Genomic DNA, 16,476 nt, shown 5'->3' on the forward strand with positions numbered 1-16,476 from the left:
GGCCCCGGCCGGCCGGGGCCACGGCGGGATCGGAGGGCGGACTCAAGGGGGGATCGGAAGGCGATGCCCACGGTGACGCCCATGGCGACGCCTCCGGCTGGGACGCCGTCCGCCTGGCACACGAATGGCTGCTCACCGAACCGCCGCAGATCATGGAGCTCACCGCCGGCCGGCATGTGGGCGCGGCGCTGGCGGAGCGGGTCGAAGGACGGGTCGTGCAGTTGCGCCGGCTCGACGACCACGTCGGCGGGCGGGACCTGGTCGGCCTGGTCGAGCGGGAACTGGTCGCCACCGCCACGATGCTGCGCGAGGCGGTGTACGACGCCGCCGTGGGACGCCGGCTGCTGGCCTCGGTCGCTCAGCTCTGCCAGCTCACCGGTTGGATCGCCGCGGATGCGGGCCGAGGGGCCACCGCGCGCCGTGTCCTGTCCGGCGGAATCCGGGTGGCGCATGCCAGCGGTGATGTGGCACTGGCCGCGAACCTGATCTCCACCCAGTCCTACCACCTGGTCAACCAGGGGGACGTCCGCCGCGGGGTGCTGCTCGCCCAGACGGCCTGCGCCGGCGTCGGCCGGGCCACGCCGCCGGCGGCGCAGGCCCTGCTGGCCGACCGGCTGGCCTGGGCCTATGCCCGCGCCGGTGACCGGCCCGCCTGCGAGCGCACGCTGGCCCAGGTCGAGCGGCTCTACGACCACGCCGACCGCGCGCCCCGCCCCGACTGGGCCTACTGGCTGGACGAACGTGAGATCGACGTGATGGCCGGCCGTTGTTGGACGCAGCTGTCGCGCCCCGATCGCGCCGAGGCCCGGCTGCGGGCGGGCCTCGCCGGCTACGATCCGCTGCGCGCCCGGGAGGTCGCCCTTTACGAGACCTGGCTCGCCGAGGTCAACCTGCTGCGCGGCGACGTCGAGCAGGCCTGCGAACGGGCCATCCGCATCGCCCTGCTGGACGCCCGGGTCAACTCGGCGCGCACCTCCGATCGTCTCCGGATGCTCGCCGGCCGCCTCGCCGGCTACCGTTCCGTCCCCGCCGTGCGGGAGTTCACCGACGTCCTCCAGGCCCTGGCCAGCGTCACCCCCGCCGGCCCGGCACCGTCGGCAGCGCCCCCGCCCGGTGCACCACCCGCGGCCGGACCCGTACCGCCCTCCGGCGCCCCACCGCCCCGAGCTTCCCGGCCCCGAGCTCCCCAGCCCCGAGCCGCACCGCCTGCTGGACGCCCGCCCGGGTCCCCGGCCCGGAGGACGGCGGCCGAAAACCGCACCAGCACCTGAACCGAGGTCACCGCCGAACCGTGAGGGAAGGTGCGGCGGTCCCTGCCCGGGACGCCTGCAGATGACACGGTGGTTGACTGTGCGCGCACGGTAGCGTGCAGCGCACCCGGATCGGAGGCATGGTGGGACCGACGGAGGTCAACGGGCTGCCCGCGCACGTTCTGCTGGTGCACGTGGTCGTCATTCTGGTGCCGCTGGCCGCGCTGCTGGTGGTGCTGGCCGCGCTCTGGCCGGCCGCGCGTCGCCGGCTGGGGCTGATCACGCCACTGGTCGCCCTGGTGGCCCTGATCAGCGTGCCGGTCACCACGCACGCGGGGGAGTGGCTCGAGGAGCGGGTGTCCTCCGACGAGCTGGTACGCCGGCACGCCGAGCTCGGTGACGAGCTGCTGCCCTGGGTGATCGGGCTGTTCGTGCTGGCCCTGGCCGGCTGGCTGTGGGCGGCCTACTCCAGCGGCGGCTGGCCGTTCGGTACCCGCTCGGGCCCCCCGTCGACGCGCGTCCCGGCTGGCGCCGGCGCGCAGCCAGCCGGGACCGGTGCGGGATCTGCCGCCACCGGGACCAGGGCGGGGCCTGCGGTGGTGGTCGTGCTCGCCGTGCTCAGCGTCGCCGTCTCGGTGGGATCGGTCGTGCAGATCTACCGGATCGGCGACAGCGGCGCGAAGGCCGTCTGGGACGGCGGTTTCAGCGAGTCCCCCCGCTCCTAGCCGGGCTGGCCAGACGGCGGTAGAGGTCGAGGTGGGCGCGGGCGGCGGCGGCCCAGGTGTAGCGGGTGGCGAGGGTGCGGCCGGCGGCGGTGAGCGCCGGGTCGCGGTGGGCGGCGGCGGCGAGCAGGGCGACGGCCAGGTCGGCGGGGTTGCCGGCGTAGCGGACCGTGGGCCCGAGGACCTCGCGCAGCACCGGCAGGTCACGCGCCACCACCGGCACCCCGGCGGCCAGCGCCTCCAGGGCCGCAAGGCCGAAGCCCTCCTTCGTCGACGCGAAGGCGAACACCTCGGCCGCCGCGACCAGGGACGGCAGTGCATCGTGGTCGACCGGGCCGAGGATCCGCGGGGTGACCCCGAGCCGGGCGGCGGTGGAAAGCACCTCGGCGCGGTAGTCGCGGTAGTCGAACAGGGTCTCCCCGCCGGCGATGACGAGGGCGAGGTCCGGGCGGACGGCGCGCACCCGCGCCATCGCCTCGACCAGGTCGGCGGTGCCCTTGCGCGGCTCGATGCCACCGACGGCGAGCACGTACGGTCCGAGCTCGTCCGTCCAGGCCCGACGGGCCGGCCGATCGTCGGCCGCGGCGAGGAACCGGTCGGCGTCCACCCCGTTGGGGATCACCGTCGGACGGATTCCCCAGCCGTGCGCCACCTCGGCGGCCACCGCCGCGGAGACGCACACATGTGCGGTGGGGCCGACGACCGCGCGTTCGTGACAGGCAGCGAGCTGCGGGGTGGTGAACGTGTCGAGATGGTGGATGGTGCGGATGCACCCGCCGGGAGTGGCGGCGTCGAGGACGGCGTTCGCACTGATGCAGTCCTGCGCGTGCACCACGTCATAGCCACCGGCAGCCCGCGGGCCGGCGCCGGCCGGATGGGCGCGCAGCGCGGCGGCGAGCACGGCGATGGAGCGGACGATCCGCGCGCCGACCGGTTCGTCCGCGACGTCGGGAAACGGGACGGCCCGCACGACCACCCGCGGGTCGAGCGGGCGGAAGAAGCCGCCGTCCCCGCCGCGGGCCAGCGTCCACACGTCGACGGCGGCGCCGAGGTCGACGAGTGCCTCGGCCAGTGCCAGGGTGTGCACGACTCCGCCGCGGGGGCGGGTCGAATACGTCAGCAGCGCGATCCGCGTCGGCTCGTTCACTGTGGCTCGCTCATGCGGCCGGCAGCCGGGGCGTACAGGTCGGGGCGGCGTTCGGCGAGGTGGTGCAGGACGAGACGGGCGCGGTCGATCTCGGCGTCGACGTCCAGTTCGGCGACGGCGAGGCCACCCTTGGCCCAGGTGCGGGCGAGGATGTCGCCGCCGGGGCCGACCACCTTGGCCTGACCGAAGAAGTTCAGGCCGCCCATCGTGCCGGTCTGGTTCGACGACAGCCAGACGATCTGGTTCTCCGCGGCCCGGGCGCAGTCGTACAGGTCGAACAGGCGGGCCTGCCGGTCGGCGGTGAGCCGTTCGGCGCGCCGGGTGAGGCTCGCGGGCCAGGCGGACAGGCAGGCGACAACGCGCGCGCCGTCGAGCGCCAGGGTGCGGGCGGCCTCGGGGAACGTCTTGTCGTAGTCGATGAGCATGCCGATCCGGCCGAGCGGGGTGTCGAAGGCGGCGATGCGCTCGCCGGCGGCGTACACGAGGGCCTCACCCGGCGGCTGGTGCACCTTGCGGTAGTGGCCGAGCACCCCGTCGCCGTGGACGCACACCGCAGAGTTCCATCGGCGGTCACCCGCGAGTTCGGTGAAGCCGACGCAGACCAGCAGGTCACCGGCCATCGCCGCGACCCGCCGTAGCTGTGGGCCGGCGGCGTCCACCGCGGGTGGCAGCGCGTCCGGGTCGGGGGAGCGCAGGTCGGCGAGATAGCCGCCGAGGGCACCGCCGGGCAGGACGACCATCGCCGCATCGGCCCGGCGCGCCGCGTCGATGATCGAACTGATCCGGTCCAGCGATCGGTCGAGGTCCCGGCCGAAGTGGGCGCCCGCGGCGGCGAGACGCAGCACCGTCATCGACACCCCGCCTGTGCCGCCCCCCGGACCGGTTCCACCGGTTGCGCCGACCCGCCGGACCGGTGCCGGGCGCCGATGCGTTCGGCCAGGTGGGCCGCGTCCTGGGCGAGGCCGGCGAACCGGCCCGAACCCCAGGTGTGCAGCCAGGGCAGGCCGAGGAAGTACAGCCCGGGCACGGCGGTGACGCCGCGCAGGTGCTGCGGGTGGCCGGCGCCGTCGAACACGCCGGCGTGCAGCCAGCGGTAGTCCCGGGTGAACCCGGTCGCCCAGATCACGGCGGCGATGTCGTCGACGCCGAGCTGCGGCCCGGTGGACGACGGCGGATGCCACACCGGGACGTACCGGCTCGGGCCGACTGTCACGTCCAGGCCATGGGTGGCGATGTGCGTGTCGATCAGGCCGTTGATGCCGTTGTAGACCTCGTCGGCGGCGTCCAGGTTGGCCGGCAGGTCGGCGGCGAACCGGAACCGCCCAGCGGTGAGGTCGACGAGGCGGCCGTGCAGGATCATGCCGTCGCGGGCGAAGGCGCGCAGGTCGATGTCGCGCCCGCCGTCGCGTCCGGTGACGTAGTGGTTGGTGCGGTCCTGGGAGCGTTGCGCCAGCGGCCGGTCGGTGACGGGTTTGGCGTAGTGGCCGGTGTCGTGCATCCAGGCGATGACGTCCCGGCCGCGGTAGCGGCGGGCGAACCGCGGTGCGTTGCCGACGGCCAGGTGCACCTGGCGGCCGGCCAGGTGCAGGTCCTCGGCGATCTGCGCGCCGGACTGGCCGGTGCCGACGACCAGCACCGGCCCGGCGGGCAGCGCGTCCGGGTTGGTGTAGGTGGACGAGTGCAGCTGGGCGAGCCCGGCCGGGAGCCGTTCGGCCAGCCGGGGGATCGCCGGCACGTGGTAGCCGCCGGTGGCCACGACCACCTGATCGGCCACGATCTCCGACCCGGTGTCGGCATCGGTGGCGGGAGTGGCGGGGGTGGCGGTGCTGGCGGGGGTGGCGGTGTTGGCGGGGGTAGCGGTGTGCAGGATGAAGCCGCCGGCGGGGTCCTCGGCGCCGGGGCCGTCCCCGCGGGGGCGCAGCGAGGTGACGGCGGTGTGTTCGCGCACGGGTGGGGTGAAGCTCGCGCGGTAGCCGTCCAGCCACGCGAGGATCTGCGCGCGGACCATGAAGCCGTCCGGGTCGGGGCCGGCGTAGCCGTAGCCGGGCAGCTGGCACTGCCAGTTCGGGGTGACCAGGCAGAAGCTGTCCCAGCGGGCGTCGCGCCAGGTGTGCAGCGCGGTGTCGCGTTCCAACACGGCGTGCTCGATGTCCGCGGCGACCAGGTGCCAGCTCAGGGCAAGGCCGGCCTGGCCGCCACCGACGATGACGACCGGAAGATGTTCGCTCACGGCTGGATCCGTCCCGCGGCGCCGGCCGGGTAGGTGTCGGGGCGCCGGTCGCGTAGGTGGAACATGCTGGCCCGGGCGGCCGAGAGCATGTCGGTCAGGTCGACGGTGGCGTAGGCGACGCCGGGGGCGGTGCCGGTAGTGGCCAGGATGTCGCCGCCGGCGTCGACGACCTTGGCGCTGGCCACGAAGCGCAGGGAGCCGAACGTGCCCGCCTGGTTGGCCGACACCCACAGCACCTGGTTCTCCAGCGCCCGGGCCCGGTCGAACAGGTCGAAGCGGCGGGTCCATCGGTCCTGGGCGAGGTCGGGAGTGGCGAACGTGCGCGCGGCCGGCCACGCCGACAGGCACGCGACGATCTGCGCGCCGTCGACGGCCAGCGCGCGCGCCGCCTCCGGGAAGGCCTTGTCGTAGCAGATCAGCATGCCCAGGCGCCCCACCGGCGTGTCGAACGCGGCGAAACGGTCGCCGGCCCGGTACGATATGCCCTCGCCGAGCGGTTGGTGCACCTTGCGGTGGACGCCGAGCACCCCGTCGCCGTTGACGGCGACCGCGGTGTTGTACCGGGCCGCTCCATCGGACTCGCACAGGCCGGCGGCGACGACCATGTCCCCGGCCAGCGCGGCGAGCCGGCGCAGCTCCGGCCCGTCGAGATCCAGCGCGGGTGGCAGCGCGGACGACTCGCCCCCGGAGCCGGCCTTGGCGCCAGGACCAGAGGCAGGGCCAGGGCGCTCGGTGTCGAGGGCGGTCAGGTAGCCGCCGAGGGCGGCCTCGGGCAGCACGACCAGGCTCGCGCCGCGGTCCCGCGCGGCGTCGAGCAGGGCTTCGATGCGGGCGAACGCCGCGGACAGGTCACGTCCGAACTCGGCGGCCACCGCCGCAACCGTGATCATGGATTTCCTCCTGCGGGGCGCACCGGACGGACCGGATGCACCGGGCGCACCGGATGGATCGGACGCCCCGGGCCGGCCGGGCCGAGGCCGGTGACGGCGCCGGGCACACCCTCGGTGACGTCACCGTCGGGCCAGCGCAGCGCCACCCCGGAGCCGGCGACCAGGGCGCCGCAGACGGCGCTGATCGCCGGTCCGGCAGCGGCGACGCCACGGCCGGGCTCGTCGGCGGTGAGCATGGCGAAACCGGGAAAGCAGGACAGCCAGTCGGCCAGGCCCACCCCGGCGGGACGCGGCACGGCGGCCACGTCCAGCACCGCGGCGCAGCCGCTGGCCTCGGCGAGCATGCCGAGGGTGCCGACGATGCCGGCCATGCTGACATCCTTCGCCGCGGCGGGGCCGGTGCGGGCGACGACGCTGGTCATCGCGGCCAGCTCCGCGGCCCGTCGGGTGCTGCTGGAGTCCCACTGGCGGCCGGTGTGCCCGCGCCGCCAGCCGCCACCGAGGTCGGCGGTCAGCGTCACGGCCTGGCCGGGTCGCCCACCGCCGGCCGGCACCGGGCGCGACGTCCGCCCCAGCGCCGTCACCGACAGCGCCGCCGGCACACCGAACTGGGTGTGCCCGCCGAGGACGGGCAGCCGGTAGGCGGCGGAGGCGGCCCGCAGCCCGGACAGCACCCGGGCGGCGAAGGAGGCATCCCGGGCGCCGAGCGCGTCGAGCAGCCCGACGGGTTCGGCCCCCATCGCCGCAAGATCGCCGGCGTTGACCAGCACCCCGCACCAGCCGGCCCATTCCGGGTCCCGCTCGACCAGCGACGGCACGATCGCGTCACAGGCGGCCACGAGATCACTGCCCGGCACGGGTGCGCCGTCGTCGCCGACAAACCCGTCCCCACCGGGACGCAGCTCACCGAGCAGCCCGCCCAGCGGCGCCTTCACCGCGGCCGCCTGCCGGGCGAGCCGGTCCACCGGCCAGCGCATCAGCACATGGGACCGGCCGGCGACGACCTGCGCTCGGATGGGCCGCCAGCCGAGCCGGGCGAACATCCGCGCCGGAGCCGGCTGCACGGTCGCCTCGAACCGCAGCACCCCGGCCTGCTCGGCGTGCGCGCAGGCCGCGCGTACCAGGGCCGCGCCCACCCCGGACGCCCGCCGCCGCGCCGACCGGTCCACCGCCAGCCGGCTGCCGCGCCACCAGCCCAGATCGGCGTCGTCGGTGACATCGCCGTTACCGGTGACGCAGTGCAGGCGGACGCCGCCGAGCAGGAAACCGTCGCCGTCATGGGCGAGCAGGACGACCGTGCGCGGGTCGTCGTCGGCGTCGTCATGGTCGTTGCCGGTGAACAGGCCCTGCTCGGTGACGAACACGTCGTGGCGCAGCCGCCGGTAGGCGGCCAGCGCCCGCGGGTCGTCCGCGGTGTCGATCGTCCACGCCCGGCGCCGGGTGTCCGGCGCCGGCACGCCGAGCAGGACGTCTCCCAGCGACATCACGCACCTGCCGAGCGCAGGGCGCTGCACGCCCCGCAGGCCGCACAGCCGGCCCGCTGGTCGGCGCCGGTCATCCCGGCCGCGCGCAGCAGGGCGGCGACCCGGCTGGTCACGTCGGCGACGACGGCCGCGGAGGGGGTGAGCGCCCCGTCCACGTCGACGGCGAGGGTGCCGGCGATCGGCCGCAGCGGCACGACGAACGGGTAGACGCCGAGCTCGACGAGTTCGGCCGCGCCGGCGACCAGCTCGTCCGGGTCCTCGCCGAGACCGATGATCAGATAGGTGGAGACCTGGTTGCGGCCGAACACCCGCACCGCCTCTCGCCAGGCCGCCCGGTACTCGGCCAGCGGCACGGACCCCTTGCCCGGCATCCAGCGCCGGCGCACCTCGTCGTCGAGGGACTCGACGTGGATGCCGATGCTGACCGCGCCGGCCTCGCGCAGCTCACCGAGCACGGCGAGATCCCCCGGCGGCTCGCACTGCACCTGGACCGCGAGCCCCGGCACCGCGGCGAGCACCGCCCGCACGCAACGGGTCAGGTGCCGGGCACCGCGGTCCCGTCCGCTGGACGTTCCGGTGGTCATCACCATGTGTCGGATCCCGTCCAGGCGCACCGCCGCCTCGGCGACCTCGGCGAGCTGTGCCGGGGTCTTCACCGCGGTCGTCGCCCCGGCGCGCAGCGACTCCTCGATCGCGCAGAACCGGCAGCGCTGGTCCTCGGCGTAGCGGATGCAGGTCTGCACGACGGTGGTGGCCAGCACGTCCGCGCCGTGCAGCCGGGCGATCTGGTGGTAGGCGACGCCCTCGGCGGTGCGCAGGTCGTAGAACGCCGGCCGGCGCACCGCCTCGACGTCGAGGCCGAGATCGGCCCCGTCGAGCAGCAGCCGACCCTCGCTCACCCGGTAGCGGCTGGTCGCCACGATCGGCAGCGCGGTGCCGACCCCGTCGAGCAGGACATGGCCGTCGTCGGAGGGCCCGGCGCCACCCGTGCGCCGCACGGGTGCGTCCAGGGCCACCCCGCGGACCGCGAGCTCACTTCTCAGCGCGGTGCTCGTCATCGTTCACACCATGTAGGTGGAGTTGATGATGGCACCCTTGCGCGCGTAGTGGATCACGGCGTCCTGGACGTCGAGCGGGTGCGCGGGAATGACGCCGGCGATGAGGTCCTCCTCGCGGGCGCCGTGCAGTGCGAGGCCGAATCGGCAGCAGTAGACCGTGCCGCCCTCCTTGATGAACGTCTCCAGCGCCAGGTTGATGTTCGTCTCGCCGGGGAAGGCCGCGTCGCCGGTCGTCGGGAAACCACGGTTCGCGACGCAGTTGATCGCGCCGGGTCCGTAGAAGTAGATGGCCGACTCGAAACCCTTGCGCAGCGCACGGGTGGCCTGCAGAACGGCGACGAAACTCACCGACGACTCGTGCGCGATTCCGTGGACGAGCGTGAAGTACGACTCGCCGTTCTCGGCCTGGTAGTCGGGGAAAATCTTGGTGGAGCCGTAGATGTTGCTGCCCTTGGGCAGGGAGGGGTGCGGAATCTCCGCCAGGCTGCGGGCGATGTTCTCGGCAATCGTGTCGTCCAGGGACATCCTTGCTGCTCCTTGCTGGGAGACGGGGCCGCGCACGACGGGATGGCGCGCCGAACAGATGGTGTGGTGCCGGGTACTGCGGTGGGGGGACGGTCGGGGTTCGGAGGTCAGTCGTAGAGGGCGGCGAAGTTCTCGCCGAACACATGCCGGGACAGCTCACCGTCGCCCACCGCGGCCGTCATGCGGGCGTACTCGCCGGTCTGGTCGCCCCACGGTTCGTCGGAGGCGAACAACAGCCGGTCGTGCCCGATGCCGCGGCGGTCTATCTCCGCGGCAAGCCAGCGCGGTGCGAATCCGATCGCCCAGCTCAGGTCCGTGTAGACCCGCTTCCCGGCGGCGATCCAGTCGAAGAACCGGCCACCGGCGAGCTTGATGTGACCACTCATTCCACCCCCGAAATGCACCAGGTGGATCTTCGCCTCGTCGCCGTACCGGTCGACGAGCTGGCCGACCCGGTCGATGTCGCTGGCCGCGCCGGGCGAGGTGTGGACGTGCACGGTCAGGTCGTGCGCGACCGCGGCGGCGAAGATCTGGTCCAGCTGGGCGAGGCAGCCGGCATCGTCGACGCTGCCCCCGAGCAGGAAGGTGGTCTTGAGCGCCCGCACGCCGTGCTCGCCGGCCAGGGCGAGAGCGCGGGCGGTGAGTTCCGCGTCCCGGGGCAGGGGCGAGACGTACAGGCCGGCCCGGATCCGGTCGTCGCGTGCGGCGGCGTCCAGCACCAGGTCGTTGAGGGCGAAGGTGTGGGTGACGTCGGGCACCCCGTAGTTCGGGATCACCAGGGCACGGGCGGTGCCCTCCCGGTCGAGGTCGGCGATGAGCTCGTCGATCGTCGCCCGGGCGCTGATGTCGGGGTGCACGGCCGGACCCCCGTAGAACGGGAACGCCGGAAGCACACCAAGGTGTCGGTGCGCATCGGCGAGGCCGGTGGAGAACATGTCCATCAGTACACGGTTGCGGTATGTCGGATCGATGAACGTCGGAACATGTTCGCGTTTCGCGCGGATCGGCCCTCCTGGGCTGGGACGGGACGGTCTCGGCCGACTTCCGGTTGCCGGGCTCCCTGTCCACCAGGGGAGATCCCACGCCGTCCGCCGGATGGCGCACTGTATCGTCCCGGCTAGTGCCGTACGTGTACATCCGGCGGAAATGCATCCTGACCATCGGCCGAAACATGCCTGACCTGCGCCGCGTCCTCGACCTCGAGCAGGGACTCGGCGTGTCGTCCCGCCTCGAACGCCGCCGCCCCGCCGCGCACCCCGAACAGCCGCTTGCTGGCGATCAGATAGGCGACCGCGGCGACGTTGACGACCAGCGCCCCGATCCGCAGCACCGTGATGCGCTCGGTCAGTTCGTAGATCTCCAGCGGTAGGAATGCCGACGTGGCGACGACCGCGAAGTACTCGCCCCAGCGCTTGAGCAGCCACAACCCGACCGCCTCGACGATCTGCACCGCCGCATAACCGAACAGCAGGCACGCCACGAGCAGCAGCGTCTTTGGCTGCGTGTGGATGAGATGGCGCAGATGTTCGATGGTCGGCGAATGGTCGAGGTCGAGATGCAGCACATCCGCCAAGGGCCGGGCGGCGGGCACCGCCCGGTCGAACAGTTGCTGGACCTGCCCCTCCGAACGGCGAAACCGCAGGATGGCGTACCCGATCAGCACCATGAGCAGCGCCCGGACGAACCGTTCCGCCGCGAGCAGCCGCAGGACGGTGGCGTCGCGCAGTGCCCGTCCGCGCAGCAGCAGGGGCGCGTCCTGGGCTGGGCCGGCGAGCTTCGGCGGGCCCGGTACGAAGTCCCCGCACCGTAGGCACCGCCAGCTCTGGCCGGCCGGCGTCACCGCCGTCAGCCGCGCGGCGAGCTCCGGCTCGTCCGGCCGGTAGGTGACGTGTCCCTTGCGGGCACACGCCCGCAGCTCCCAGTCCACCCGCATCCCCTTCAACCCGGCCGTCAGCGTCGGCCGTCAGCTCCGGTCGTCAACCCCGATCGGCGACGCCGACGGTCACCGAGTCTGGCAGCTTCGCCGACCCGTCGAGCGGCGCCTGGCGCTCACCCGACACCTCGGGGCGATGCGGCGGCGGCGGTTCGGCGATGGCCGAGCGTCCGGCCGTGACGGCGTGCACGCCGGCGGCCAGCAGGGCGAGGGCAGCCGACCCGGCGATCAGCAGGCAGACACCGGTCCAGCCCAGCAGGTCGTACACCGTGACGCCGAGCCACGAGCCGATGCTGGCGCCAAAGAAGACACAGCTCATATAGGCGGTGTTGAGCCGCGACCGCATCGCCGGTGCGAGCGCGAACACTCGGGACTGGTTGGCCACCTGCCCGGACTGGACGGCGACGTCGAGCAGGAGCATCCCGGCCGTCAGCCCGACCAGCCCGAGCGCACCGCCAAGGCAACCGGTCAGCAGCAGGGCGGCCGCGGCGAGACTTCCGCCCATCGCGGCGACGCTGACGACATCCGGTCCGCGCCGGTCGACCAGCCGCCCGGCCCGCGGAGTGACCACCATGCTCGCCGCCCCGACCAGCGCGATCACCCCGACGGCCACCGCCCTGACGCCATAGGCGGAGCTGGTGACATACAGGGTGAGGCTGGTCCACGCGGCACTGAACCCGGCCAGTGCGAGGCCCTGGAACAGGCAGGACCGGCGCAGGGCCGGCTCGGCGCGCAGCAGCAGGGGAGCGGCGGCGACCAGGGCCGGGTAACGCTGCCGGGAGGCCGGCTGGGCCGTCGGCAGGACGCCGGTCAGCACGACGGCCAGCACCAGCATCAGCGCTGCCGCCACCAGGTACGGCGCCCGCCACCCCAGCCACGTCCCGAGCGCCCCGCCGAACGTCCGGGCCAGCAGGATCCCGCCGATCAGGCCGGAGAGCAGCGTCCCGGTGACCGCACCCCGACGCGCCTCGGGCACGAGCCCGACCGACGTCGCGATGATGATCTGCGGGACGACTGTCGTCACCCCGACCACCGCACTGGCCGCAACCAGCACCGGCAGGCTCGGTGCGGTGCCCGCCACCAGCAGCCCCGCCGAAACGATGCCCAGCAGCGTGCAGACGAGCCGGCGGGTGGCGATCCGGTCGCCGAGCGGTACCAGCAGGAAGATCCCGGCGGCGTAGCCGGCCTGGTTTGCGGTCACCACCCGGGTCGCCTGGGCGTCCGAGACGTGCAGACCGTCAGCGATGAGCGGGCTGATCGCCTGCGGAAAGTAGATGTTCGCCACCCCCACACCGCAGGACAGCGCCAATAGGAAGATCGTTCTGGGCGACGGTGTGCTGTCCGGCCTGCCCGCCATGCGGCCTCCCTGGATCGAGAACCAGTCATACTGGTTCTCAAGGTACCAGTTAGACTGGTTCGCCGAGGCGTATCGTCGGGACATGGCCTCCGCCTCCGTCGGGCACGCCTTTCGGTCCGGGTCGGGCCGCCTGTGCCTCGACTTCATCCGCACGCTGCGCCACCGCGGCACCTCCACCCAGGTCGAGGAGCTGCCCGACGCCGCCGCCGTGGCGGCCTGGCTCGACCGGTTCGGCCCATGGTCGGCGCTTCCCGGCCCCCGGCCGGTGCTGGACGGGCGGGCGGCCCAGGCCCGCGAGCTGCGCGAGGCCATCCACCAGCTGATCGTGGTCGGCCGCGGTTCGGGCGGTTCCGCGCAACCCCCGGCCATCCCTGGCCGCCCCCCGTCCGCGCGGGAGATCGTCAACGCGGTGGCGGCCTGGCCGGTGCCGGCGCCCCGGCTGGACGACACCCTGGGCCTTTCCTGGCATGCGGACGACCCGGTGGCCGCGACCCTCGCCCTGATCGCCCGGGACGCCCTCGACCTGGTCGCCTCGCCCGCGCTCGCCCGGGTGCACGAGTGCGCCGGCCCCGACTGCCGCGCCCTGTTCCTTGACAGCTCCCGGCCGGGGCAGCGCCGCTGGTGCTCGATGAACACCTGTGGCAACAAGGCCAAGAAGGAAAACCTGCGCACCGCCCGTCCCCGGTAGGACGGCGCCGCGGACAGGGCTCATCTTGCCATTTCAGCAAGCTTTCTTGCCGCCCTGGTCGTTCGGACGGCACGCTGCCGGTGGAGGTGGTCAACCATGAACGAGGCAGCGGCTCACGGCGACACGGCGGGTCACGGGAACCATGCGGATCACGGAGACCAGCGCAGTTCCGGCCGGCACTGGATTCACGACGTCGATCCCGCAACTGATCCCACCGAGCTGTGGGAACGGTTCTACGCCGAGGGTGAGCCGTGGAGCGGCCGAGCCAACCCGGCCCTCGTCGACGAACTGGCCGAGCGCCCCATCGTGGTCCGCCCGGCCGGGTCCATCCCGTCCGGCACCGCGCTGGATCTTGGCTGCGGCACCGGGGGTGACGCGATCTGGCTGGCCGGTCAGGGCTGGCAGGTCGATGCGGTCGACATCTCCCCGACCGCACTGGCGCGCGGGGCCGCCGCGGCGCAGGCGCTTGGCCTCGGCGAACGGATTTGCTGGTCCTGCCACAACCTCGACACCGACGTCCCCGCCGGCAGCTGGGACCTGGTCACCACGGCCTACCTGCACTCGCCGGTCCGGCTGGACCGCGAGCAGATCCTGCGCCGGGCCGCGGCGGCGGTGGCCGCGGGCGGCACTCTGATCATCATCGGCCACCTGGGCGCGCCGTCCTGGATGACCGAGCCGCCGGCACACCTCGACCTGCCCACCCCCGAGGAGATCGTCGCCTCCCTCGACCTGGCCGGCTGGACCGTCGTCGCGGCCCGCGCCGTGGTCGTCCCCAGCGTGGCGTCCCCCGAGGGTGTGCCCGGCACCCGCACCGACAGCGTCGTGCGGCTGCAGCGCACCGGCTGATCCGGGTCTCAGCCGCGCTGGCCGGCGGTGGACGTCGAGCGGGAGCGGGAGCGGGCGCGGATGTGGACGCGTTCACCCTGCGGGCCGAAGATGCTGAGAATCTCGACGGGATGCTCGTCGGCGCCGCCGAACCAGTGCGGTACCCGGGTGTCGAACTCGGCGGCCTCACCCGGGCCGAGCACGAAATCATGCTCGGCGAGAACGATCCGCAGCCGGCCACTGAGCACGAACAGCCACTCGTAGCCCTCGTGGCTCCTCTGGTCCGGCTCGCGCCGCTGGCTTCCGGCGGGAAGGATCATTTTGAACGTCTGGATCCCGCCGGGCCGGCGCGACAGCGGAATCGCCGTGATGCCACCGAAGGAGATCGGCGTGCCGTGCACGCGGGGATCGCCGGTGGGTGGGGAGCCCACGAGCTCGTCGAGGGGCACCCCGTAGGCGCGGGCCAGCGGTAGCAGCAGCTCCAGGGTGGCCTTGCGCTGCCCCGACTCGAGTCGCGACAACGTGCTGGTGGAGATGCCGGTGGTCGCCGACAGGGCCGCCAGTGTCGTCTCCCGCTCCTGCCGCAGTCGCCGCAGCCGTGGCCCGACGGCCGCCAGCGCCGTCTCCAGTTCGCCGTCGTGCGCCTCGCGTGCCATTCCAGCAACCTATGCGCAACACGGGCGGTGCGTCGCGCACCGCCCGCTGCGCACCGGCCGTTGGTGACCGCCCGGCTGGCTCAGGTACCGCGTTCGCGGTGCGGCGCTGCCCAGAAATGTTTCTTAGAGCACATAGGCGAACGCCTGGAGTGGTATTTCTGTCACCCTTCCCTTTCATGTGCTCGCTTTACGTGTCCATCGGTCGCGTGGTAGTCGCTGCGGTGGACGAGCTCGAGCGGCGCACGGATCGACGAGAGATCGACGTTCGGGGGCATCTCAGTGGATCTTCATCTGGAGGGTAAGGCTGCGCTGGTCACGGGCGGATCGCGGGGCATCGGCCGCGCCATCGCCCGGCGGCTGGCCGCGGAAGGAGCTCGGGTCGCCCTCTGCGGACGCGACCCGGAGACGCTCGCTCGCACCGCCCGCGACCTGGCGGCCGAGGGGCCGGACGGCGCCAGCGCCGACGTGTTCACCTGCGTGGCCGACGTGACCCAGCCCGGCGAGGTCGAGCGCTTCGTCGACACCGCGGCCGGCGCGTTCGGCCGGGTCGACCTGCTGGTCGCTAACGTCGGCGGCATCGTCGGCGGCGGCCTGCTCGAGTCCACCGCGCAGGACTGGGCGCAGACCTTCGAGCTCAACGCCGGCCATGCCGTGCGCGCGCTGCGCAGCGCCGTCCCACATCTGACGGCGAGCGGCGGCGGCTCGGTGGTCATCATCTCGTCGGTCGCCGCGGTGAAACCGGCCCCGTTGGCCCAGTACGGTGCGGCCAAGGCCGCGGAGGTCTACCTCGCCGCCGCCTTTGCGCGGGAGCTGGCCCCGGTGAAGGTGCGGGTCAACGCGGTCAGCCCGGGCTCCATTCTCTTTCCCGGCGGGGCCTGGGAAACCTACTCCGAGCAGGATCCGGACGGTTTCGCCGAGTTCGTCCGCCGGGATTTCCCCGCCGGTCGGCTCGGCACCGACGACGAGGTCGCCGACGTCGTCACCTTCCTGCTGTCGGAACGCGCCGCCTGGATCAACGGTGCCGACATCACCGTCGACGGCGCCCAGGGCCGCCCCACCGCCTTCGGCTACTGATCACGTCCGGGTGCCAGGAGTCAGCGGTCTCAGGAGTCAGCGGTCTCAGGAGTCAGGGGTCTCAGGAGTCAGGGGTCTCAGGAATCGGGGAGGAGGGCGAGCCACGGCACCGCGCTGCGGGCGGCGGCGAGGGTCTCGGTCTCGCTCGGGTACTCCAGGCCGGAGAAGTACAGGACCGGCGTCCAGACACCCATGTCCTCCGGATCGCGGCGGAACTCCTCGAAACCGAACGTCCCGTCAGGGCGGCGAAAGATGTCGACACAGCGATCGGCCTCAGCAGTCTGCAGGCTGGCAAGTACCACCCAGGATCGATCGAGTCGCGCGGACATTGCTGGATGGTAGTGCCGCCCGCCGGCTGCGTTCAGGCCGGCGGTGCGGTGCCGTTCTTCCATCCGCGGAACGCGGTGAGCAGGGTTTCGCGCAGGTCGGGTGCCAGATCGTCCGCAGCCAGTGCGCCGGTGAGTCGTATGGTCTGACGCATCTGTTCCACGTAGGTGTCGCAGCCGTCGCACAGGTCAAGATGATCGGTGAAACGGCGCCGGGTGTCCGGGTCGAGGGCGTCGTCGAGATAGGCGGTGACGAGCTCGACGAGCTCGTTGCAGTCGATGTCCAGGCCGTGGGTCAAGAACATGCCTCC

General features: G+C 73.2%; 18 protein-coding genes. 5 read left to right on the forward strand and 13 right to left on the reverse strand.

All coding sequences use genetic code 11. The features are described from left to right. Positions 1 to 1,271 (forward strand): hypothetical protein (locus ND747_RS20720; RefSeq protein ID WP_251735565.1); only part of this gene is annotated, 1,271 nt, incomplete at its 5' end. Positions 1,272 to 1,393: 122 nt separating this feature from the next. Then, positions 1,394 to 1,975, forward strand: a complete 582-nt coding sequence (locus ND747_RS20725; protein ID WP_251735644.1) for a hypothetical protein — start codon at positions 1,394 to 1,396, stop codon at positions 1,973 to 1,975. Here the strand turns inward: ND747_RS20725 and ND747_RS20730 are convergent. The 10 genes from ND747_RS20730 to ND747_RS20775 all read right to left on the reverse strand — a co-directional run bounded on the left by ND747_RS20730 (position 1,953) and on the right by ND747_RS20775 (position 12,596). Then, on the reverse strand, positions 1,953 to 3,119 hold the full coding sequence (locus ND747_RS20730; RefSeq protein WP_251735567.1) for an MSMEG_0565 family glycosyltransferase: 1,167 nt from the start codon (positions 3,117 to 3,119) through the stop codon (positions 1,953 to 1,955). The genes ND747_RS20725 and ND747_RS20730 overlap by 23 nt on opposite strands. Further along, complete coding sequence (locus tag ND747_RS20735; RefSeq protein WP_251735569.1) at positions 3,116 to 3,970, reverse strand: carbon-nitrogen hydrolase family protein; 855 nt, start codon at positions 3,968 to 3,970, stop codon at positions 3,116 to 3,118. Before ND747_RS20735 ends, ND747_RS20730 begins: the two co-directional genes overlap by 4 nt. After that, entirely contained in the window at positions 3,967 to 5,349 is a 1,383-nt protein-coding gene (locus tag ND747_RS20740; RefSeq protein ID WP_251735571.1) for an MSMEG_0569 family flavin-dependent oxidoreductase, read from the reverse strand. The genes ND747_RS20735 and ND747_RS20740 overlap by 4 nt, the downstream gene beginning before the upstream one ends. Next, positions 5,346 to 6,239, reverse strand: a complete 894-nt coding sequence (locus ND747_RS20745) for a carbon-nitrogen hydrolase family protein (RefSeq protein ID WP_251735572.1) — start codon at positions 6,237 to 6,239, stop codon at positions 5,346 to 5,348. Before ND747_RS20745 ends, ND747_RS20740 begins: the two co-directional genes overlap by 4 nt. Further along, positions 6,236 to 7,723, reverse strand: a complete 1,488-nt coding sequence (locus tag ND747_RS20750; RefSeq protein ID WP_251735574.1) for an MSMEG_0567/sll0787 family protein — start codon at positions 7,721 to 7,723, stop codon at positions 6,236 to 6,238. The genes ND747_RS20745 and ND747_RS20750 overlap by 4 nt, the downstream gene beginning before the upstream one ends. Beyond that, positions 7,723 to 8,781, reverse strand: coding sequence for an MSMEG_0568 family radical SAM protein (locus ND747_RS20755; protein WP_251735576.1), 1,059 nt, complete (start codon positions 8,779 to 8,781; stop codon positions 7,723 to 7,725). Before ND747_RS20755 ends, ND747_RS20750 begins: the two co-directional genes overlap by 1 nt. Before the next feature lie 3 nt (positions 8,782 to 8,784). After that, a complete protein-coding gene (locus ND747_RS20760; RefSeq protein WP_248824211.1) occupies positions 8,785 to 9,306 on the reverse strand; it encodes an MSMEG_0572/Sll0783 family nitrogen starvation response protein in 522 nt (173 codons plus the stop codon). 107 nt (positions 9,307 to 9,413) lie between these two features. Beyond that, positions 9,414 to 10,247 carry an amidohydrolase family protein gene (locus tag ND747_RS20765; protein WP_251735578.1) on the reverse strand — a complete coding sequence of 278 codons (834 nt, stop codon included), beginning with the start codon at positions 10,245 to 10,247 and terminating at the stop codon, positions 9,414 to 9,416. Positions 10,248 to 10,423: 176 nt separating this feature from the next. Beyond that, positions 10,424 to 11,239 (reverse strand): DUF2127 domain-containing protein, encoded by an 816-nt coding sequence (locus ND747_RS20770; protein ID WP_251735579.1) that lies wholly within the window; start codon positions 11,237 to 11,239, stop codon positions 10,424 to 10,426. 43 nt (positions 11,240 to 11,282) lie between these two features. Further along, positions 11,283 to 12,596, reverse strand: a complete 1,314-nt coding sequence (locus ND747_RS20775) for an MFS transporter (protein ID WP_285900866.1) — start codon at positions 12,594 to 12,596, stop codon at positions 11,283 to 11,285. On the opposite strand from ND747_RS20775, the gene ND747_RS20780 reads away from it, so the two are divergent. Beyond that, positions 12,514 to 13,284 (forward strand): ABATE domain-containing protein, encoded by a 771-nt coding sequence (locus ND747_RS20780; protein ID WP_251735582.1) that lies wholly within the window; start codon positions 12,514 to 12,516, stop codon positions 13,282 to 13,284. The genes ND747_RS20775 and ND747_RS20780 overlap by 83 nt on opposite strands. Positions 13,285 to 13,380: 96 nt before the next feature. Then, positions 13,381 to 14,130, forward strand: coding sequence for a class I SAM-dependent methyltransferase (locus ND747_RS20785; RefSeq protein WP_251735584.1), 750 nt, complete (start codon positions 13,381 to 13,383; stop codon positions 14,128 to 14,130). An 8-nt stretch (positions 14,131 to 14,138) separates the two neighbouring features. Here the strand turns inward: ND747_RS20785 and ND747_RS20790 are convergent, their stop codons facing one another. Further along, the gene (locus ND747_RS20790; protein ID WP_251735586.1) at positions 14,139 to 14,765 is read right to left on the reverse strand and encodes a helix-turn-helix domain-containing protein; all 627 of its coding nucleotides are present in this window, start codon (positions 14,763 to 14,765) and stop codon (positions 14,139 to 14,141) included. A gap of 279 nt (positions 14,766 to 15,044) precedes the next feature. On the opposite strand from ND747_RS20790, the gene ND747_RS20795 reads away from it, so the two are divergent. Beyond that, positions 15,045 to 15,839 carry an SDR family NAD(P)-dependent oxidoreductase gene (locus ND747_RS20795; RefSeq protein WP_251735587.1) on the forward strand — a complete coding sequence of 265 codons (795 nt, stop codon included), beginning with the start codon at positions 15,045 to 15,047 and terminating at the stop codon, positions 15,837 to 15,839. 77 nt (positions 15,840 to 15,916) lie between these two features. Here ND747_RS20795 and ND747_RS20800 read toward each other — a convergent pair whose 3' ends face one another. Together ND747_RS20800 and ND747_RS20805 are read right to left on the reverse strand one after the other, a co-directional pair. Next, positions 15,917 to 16,141: a hypothetical protein gene (locus tag ND747_RS20800; RefSeq protein ID WP_251735589.1), complete on the reverse strand. Its 225-nt coding sequence runs from the start codon at positions 16,139 to 16,141 to the stop codon at positions 15,917 to 15,919. Between the two features lie 59 nt (positions 16,142 to 16,200). Beyond that, entirely contained in the window at positions 16,201 to 16,470 is a 270-nt protein-coding gene (locus tag ND747_RS20805; RefSeq protein WP_251735591.1) for an anti-sigma factor, read from the reverse strand. Between the last annotated feature and the right edge of the window lie 6 nt (positions 16,471 to 16,476).

Origin of the sequence: Frankia sp. R82, from assembly GCF_023716925.1 — a bacterium.
In the GTDB taxonomy this organism is placed as follows: Bacteria; Actinomycetota; Actinomycetes; order Frankiales; family Frankiaceae; genus Frankia.

What these genes read in the sequence shown, in the direction of transcription:
- ND747_RS20735 (WP_251735569.1), bottom strand. Translation starts at nt 3,970, where the DNA reads ATGACGGTGCTGCGTCTCGCCGCCGCGGGCGCCCACTTCGGCCGGGAC.
- ND747_RS20745 (WP_251735572.1), bottom strand. Translation starts at nt 6,239, where the DNA reads ATGATCACGGTTGCGGCGGTGGCCGCCGAGTTCGGACGTGACCTGTCC.
- ND747_RS20750 (WP_251735574.1), bottom strand. Translation starts at nt 7,723, where the DNA reads ATGTCGCTGGGAGACGTCCTGCTCGGCGTGCCGGCGCCGGACACCCGG.
- ND747_RS20755 (WP_251735576.1), bottom strand. Translation starts at nt 8,781, where the DNA reads ATGACGAGCACCGCGCTGAGAAGTGAGCTCGCGGTCCGCGGGGTGGCC.
- ND747_RS20760 (WP_248824211.1), bottom strand. Translation starts at nt 9,306, where the DNA reads ATGTCCCTGGACGACACGATTGCCGAGAACATCGCCCGCAGCCTGGCG.
- ND747_RS20765 (WP_251735578.1), bottom strand. Translation starts at nt 10,247, where the DNA reads ATGGACATGTTCTCCACCGGCCTCGCCGATGCGCACCGACACCTTGGT.
- ND747_RS20770 (WP_251735579.1), bottom strand. Translation starts at nt 11,239, where the DNA reads ATGCGGGTGGACTGGGAGCTGCGGGCGTGTGCCCGCAAGGGACACGTC.
- ND747_RS20780 (WP_251735582.1), top strand. Translation starts at nt 12,514, where the DNA reads ATGTTCGCCACCCCCACACCGCAGGACAGCGCCAATAGGAAGATCGTT.
- ND747_RS20775 (WP_285900866.1), bottom strand. Translation starts at nt 12,596, where the DNA reads ATGGCGGGCAGGCCGGACAGCACACCGTCGCCCAGAACGATCTTCCTA.
- ND747_RS20785 (WP_251735584.1), top strand. Translation starts at nt 13,381, where the DNA reads ATGAACGAGGCAGCGGCTCACGGCGACACGGCGGGTCACGGGAACCAT.
- ND747_RS20790 (WP_251735586.1), bottom strand. Translation starts at nt 14,765, where the DNA reads ATGGCACGCGAGGCGCACGACGGCGAACTGGAGACGGCGCTGGCGGCC.
- ND747_RS20805 (WP_251735591.1), bottom strand. Translation starts at nt 16,470, where the DNA reads ATGTTCTTGACCCACGGCCTGGACATCGACTGCAACGAGCTCGTCGAG.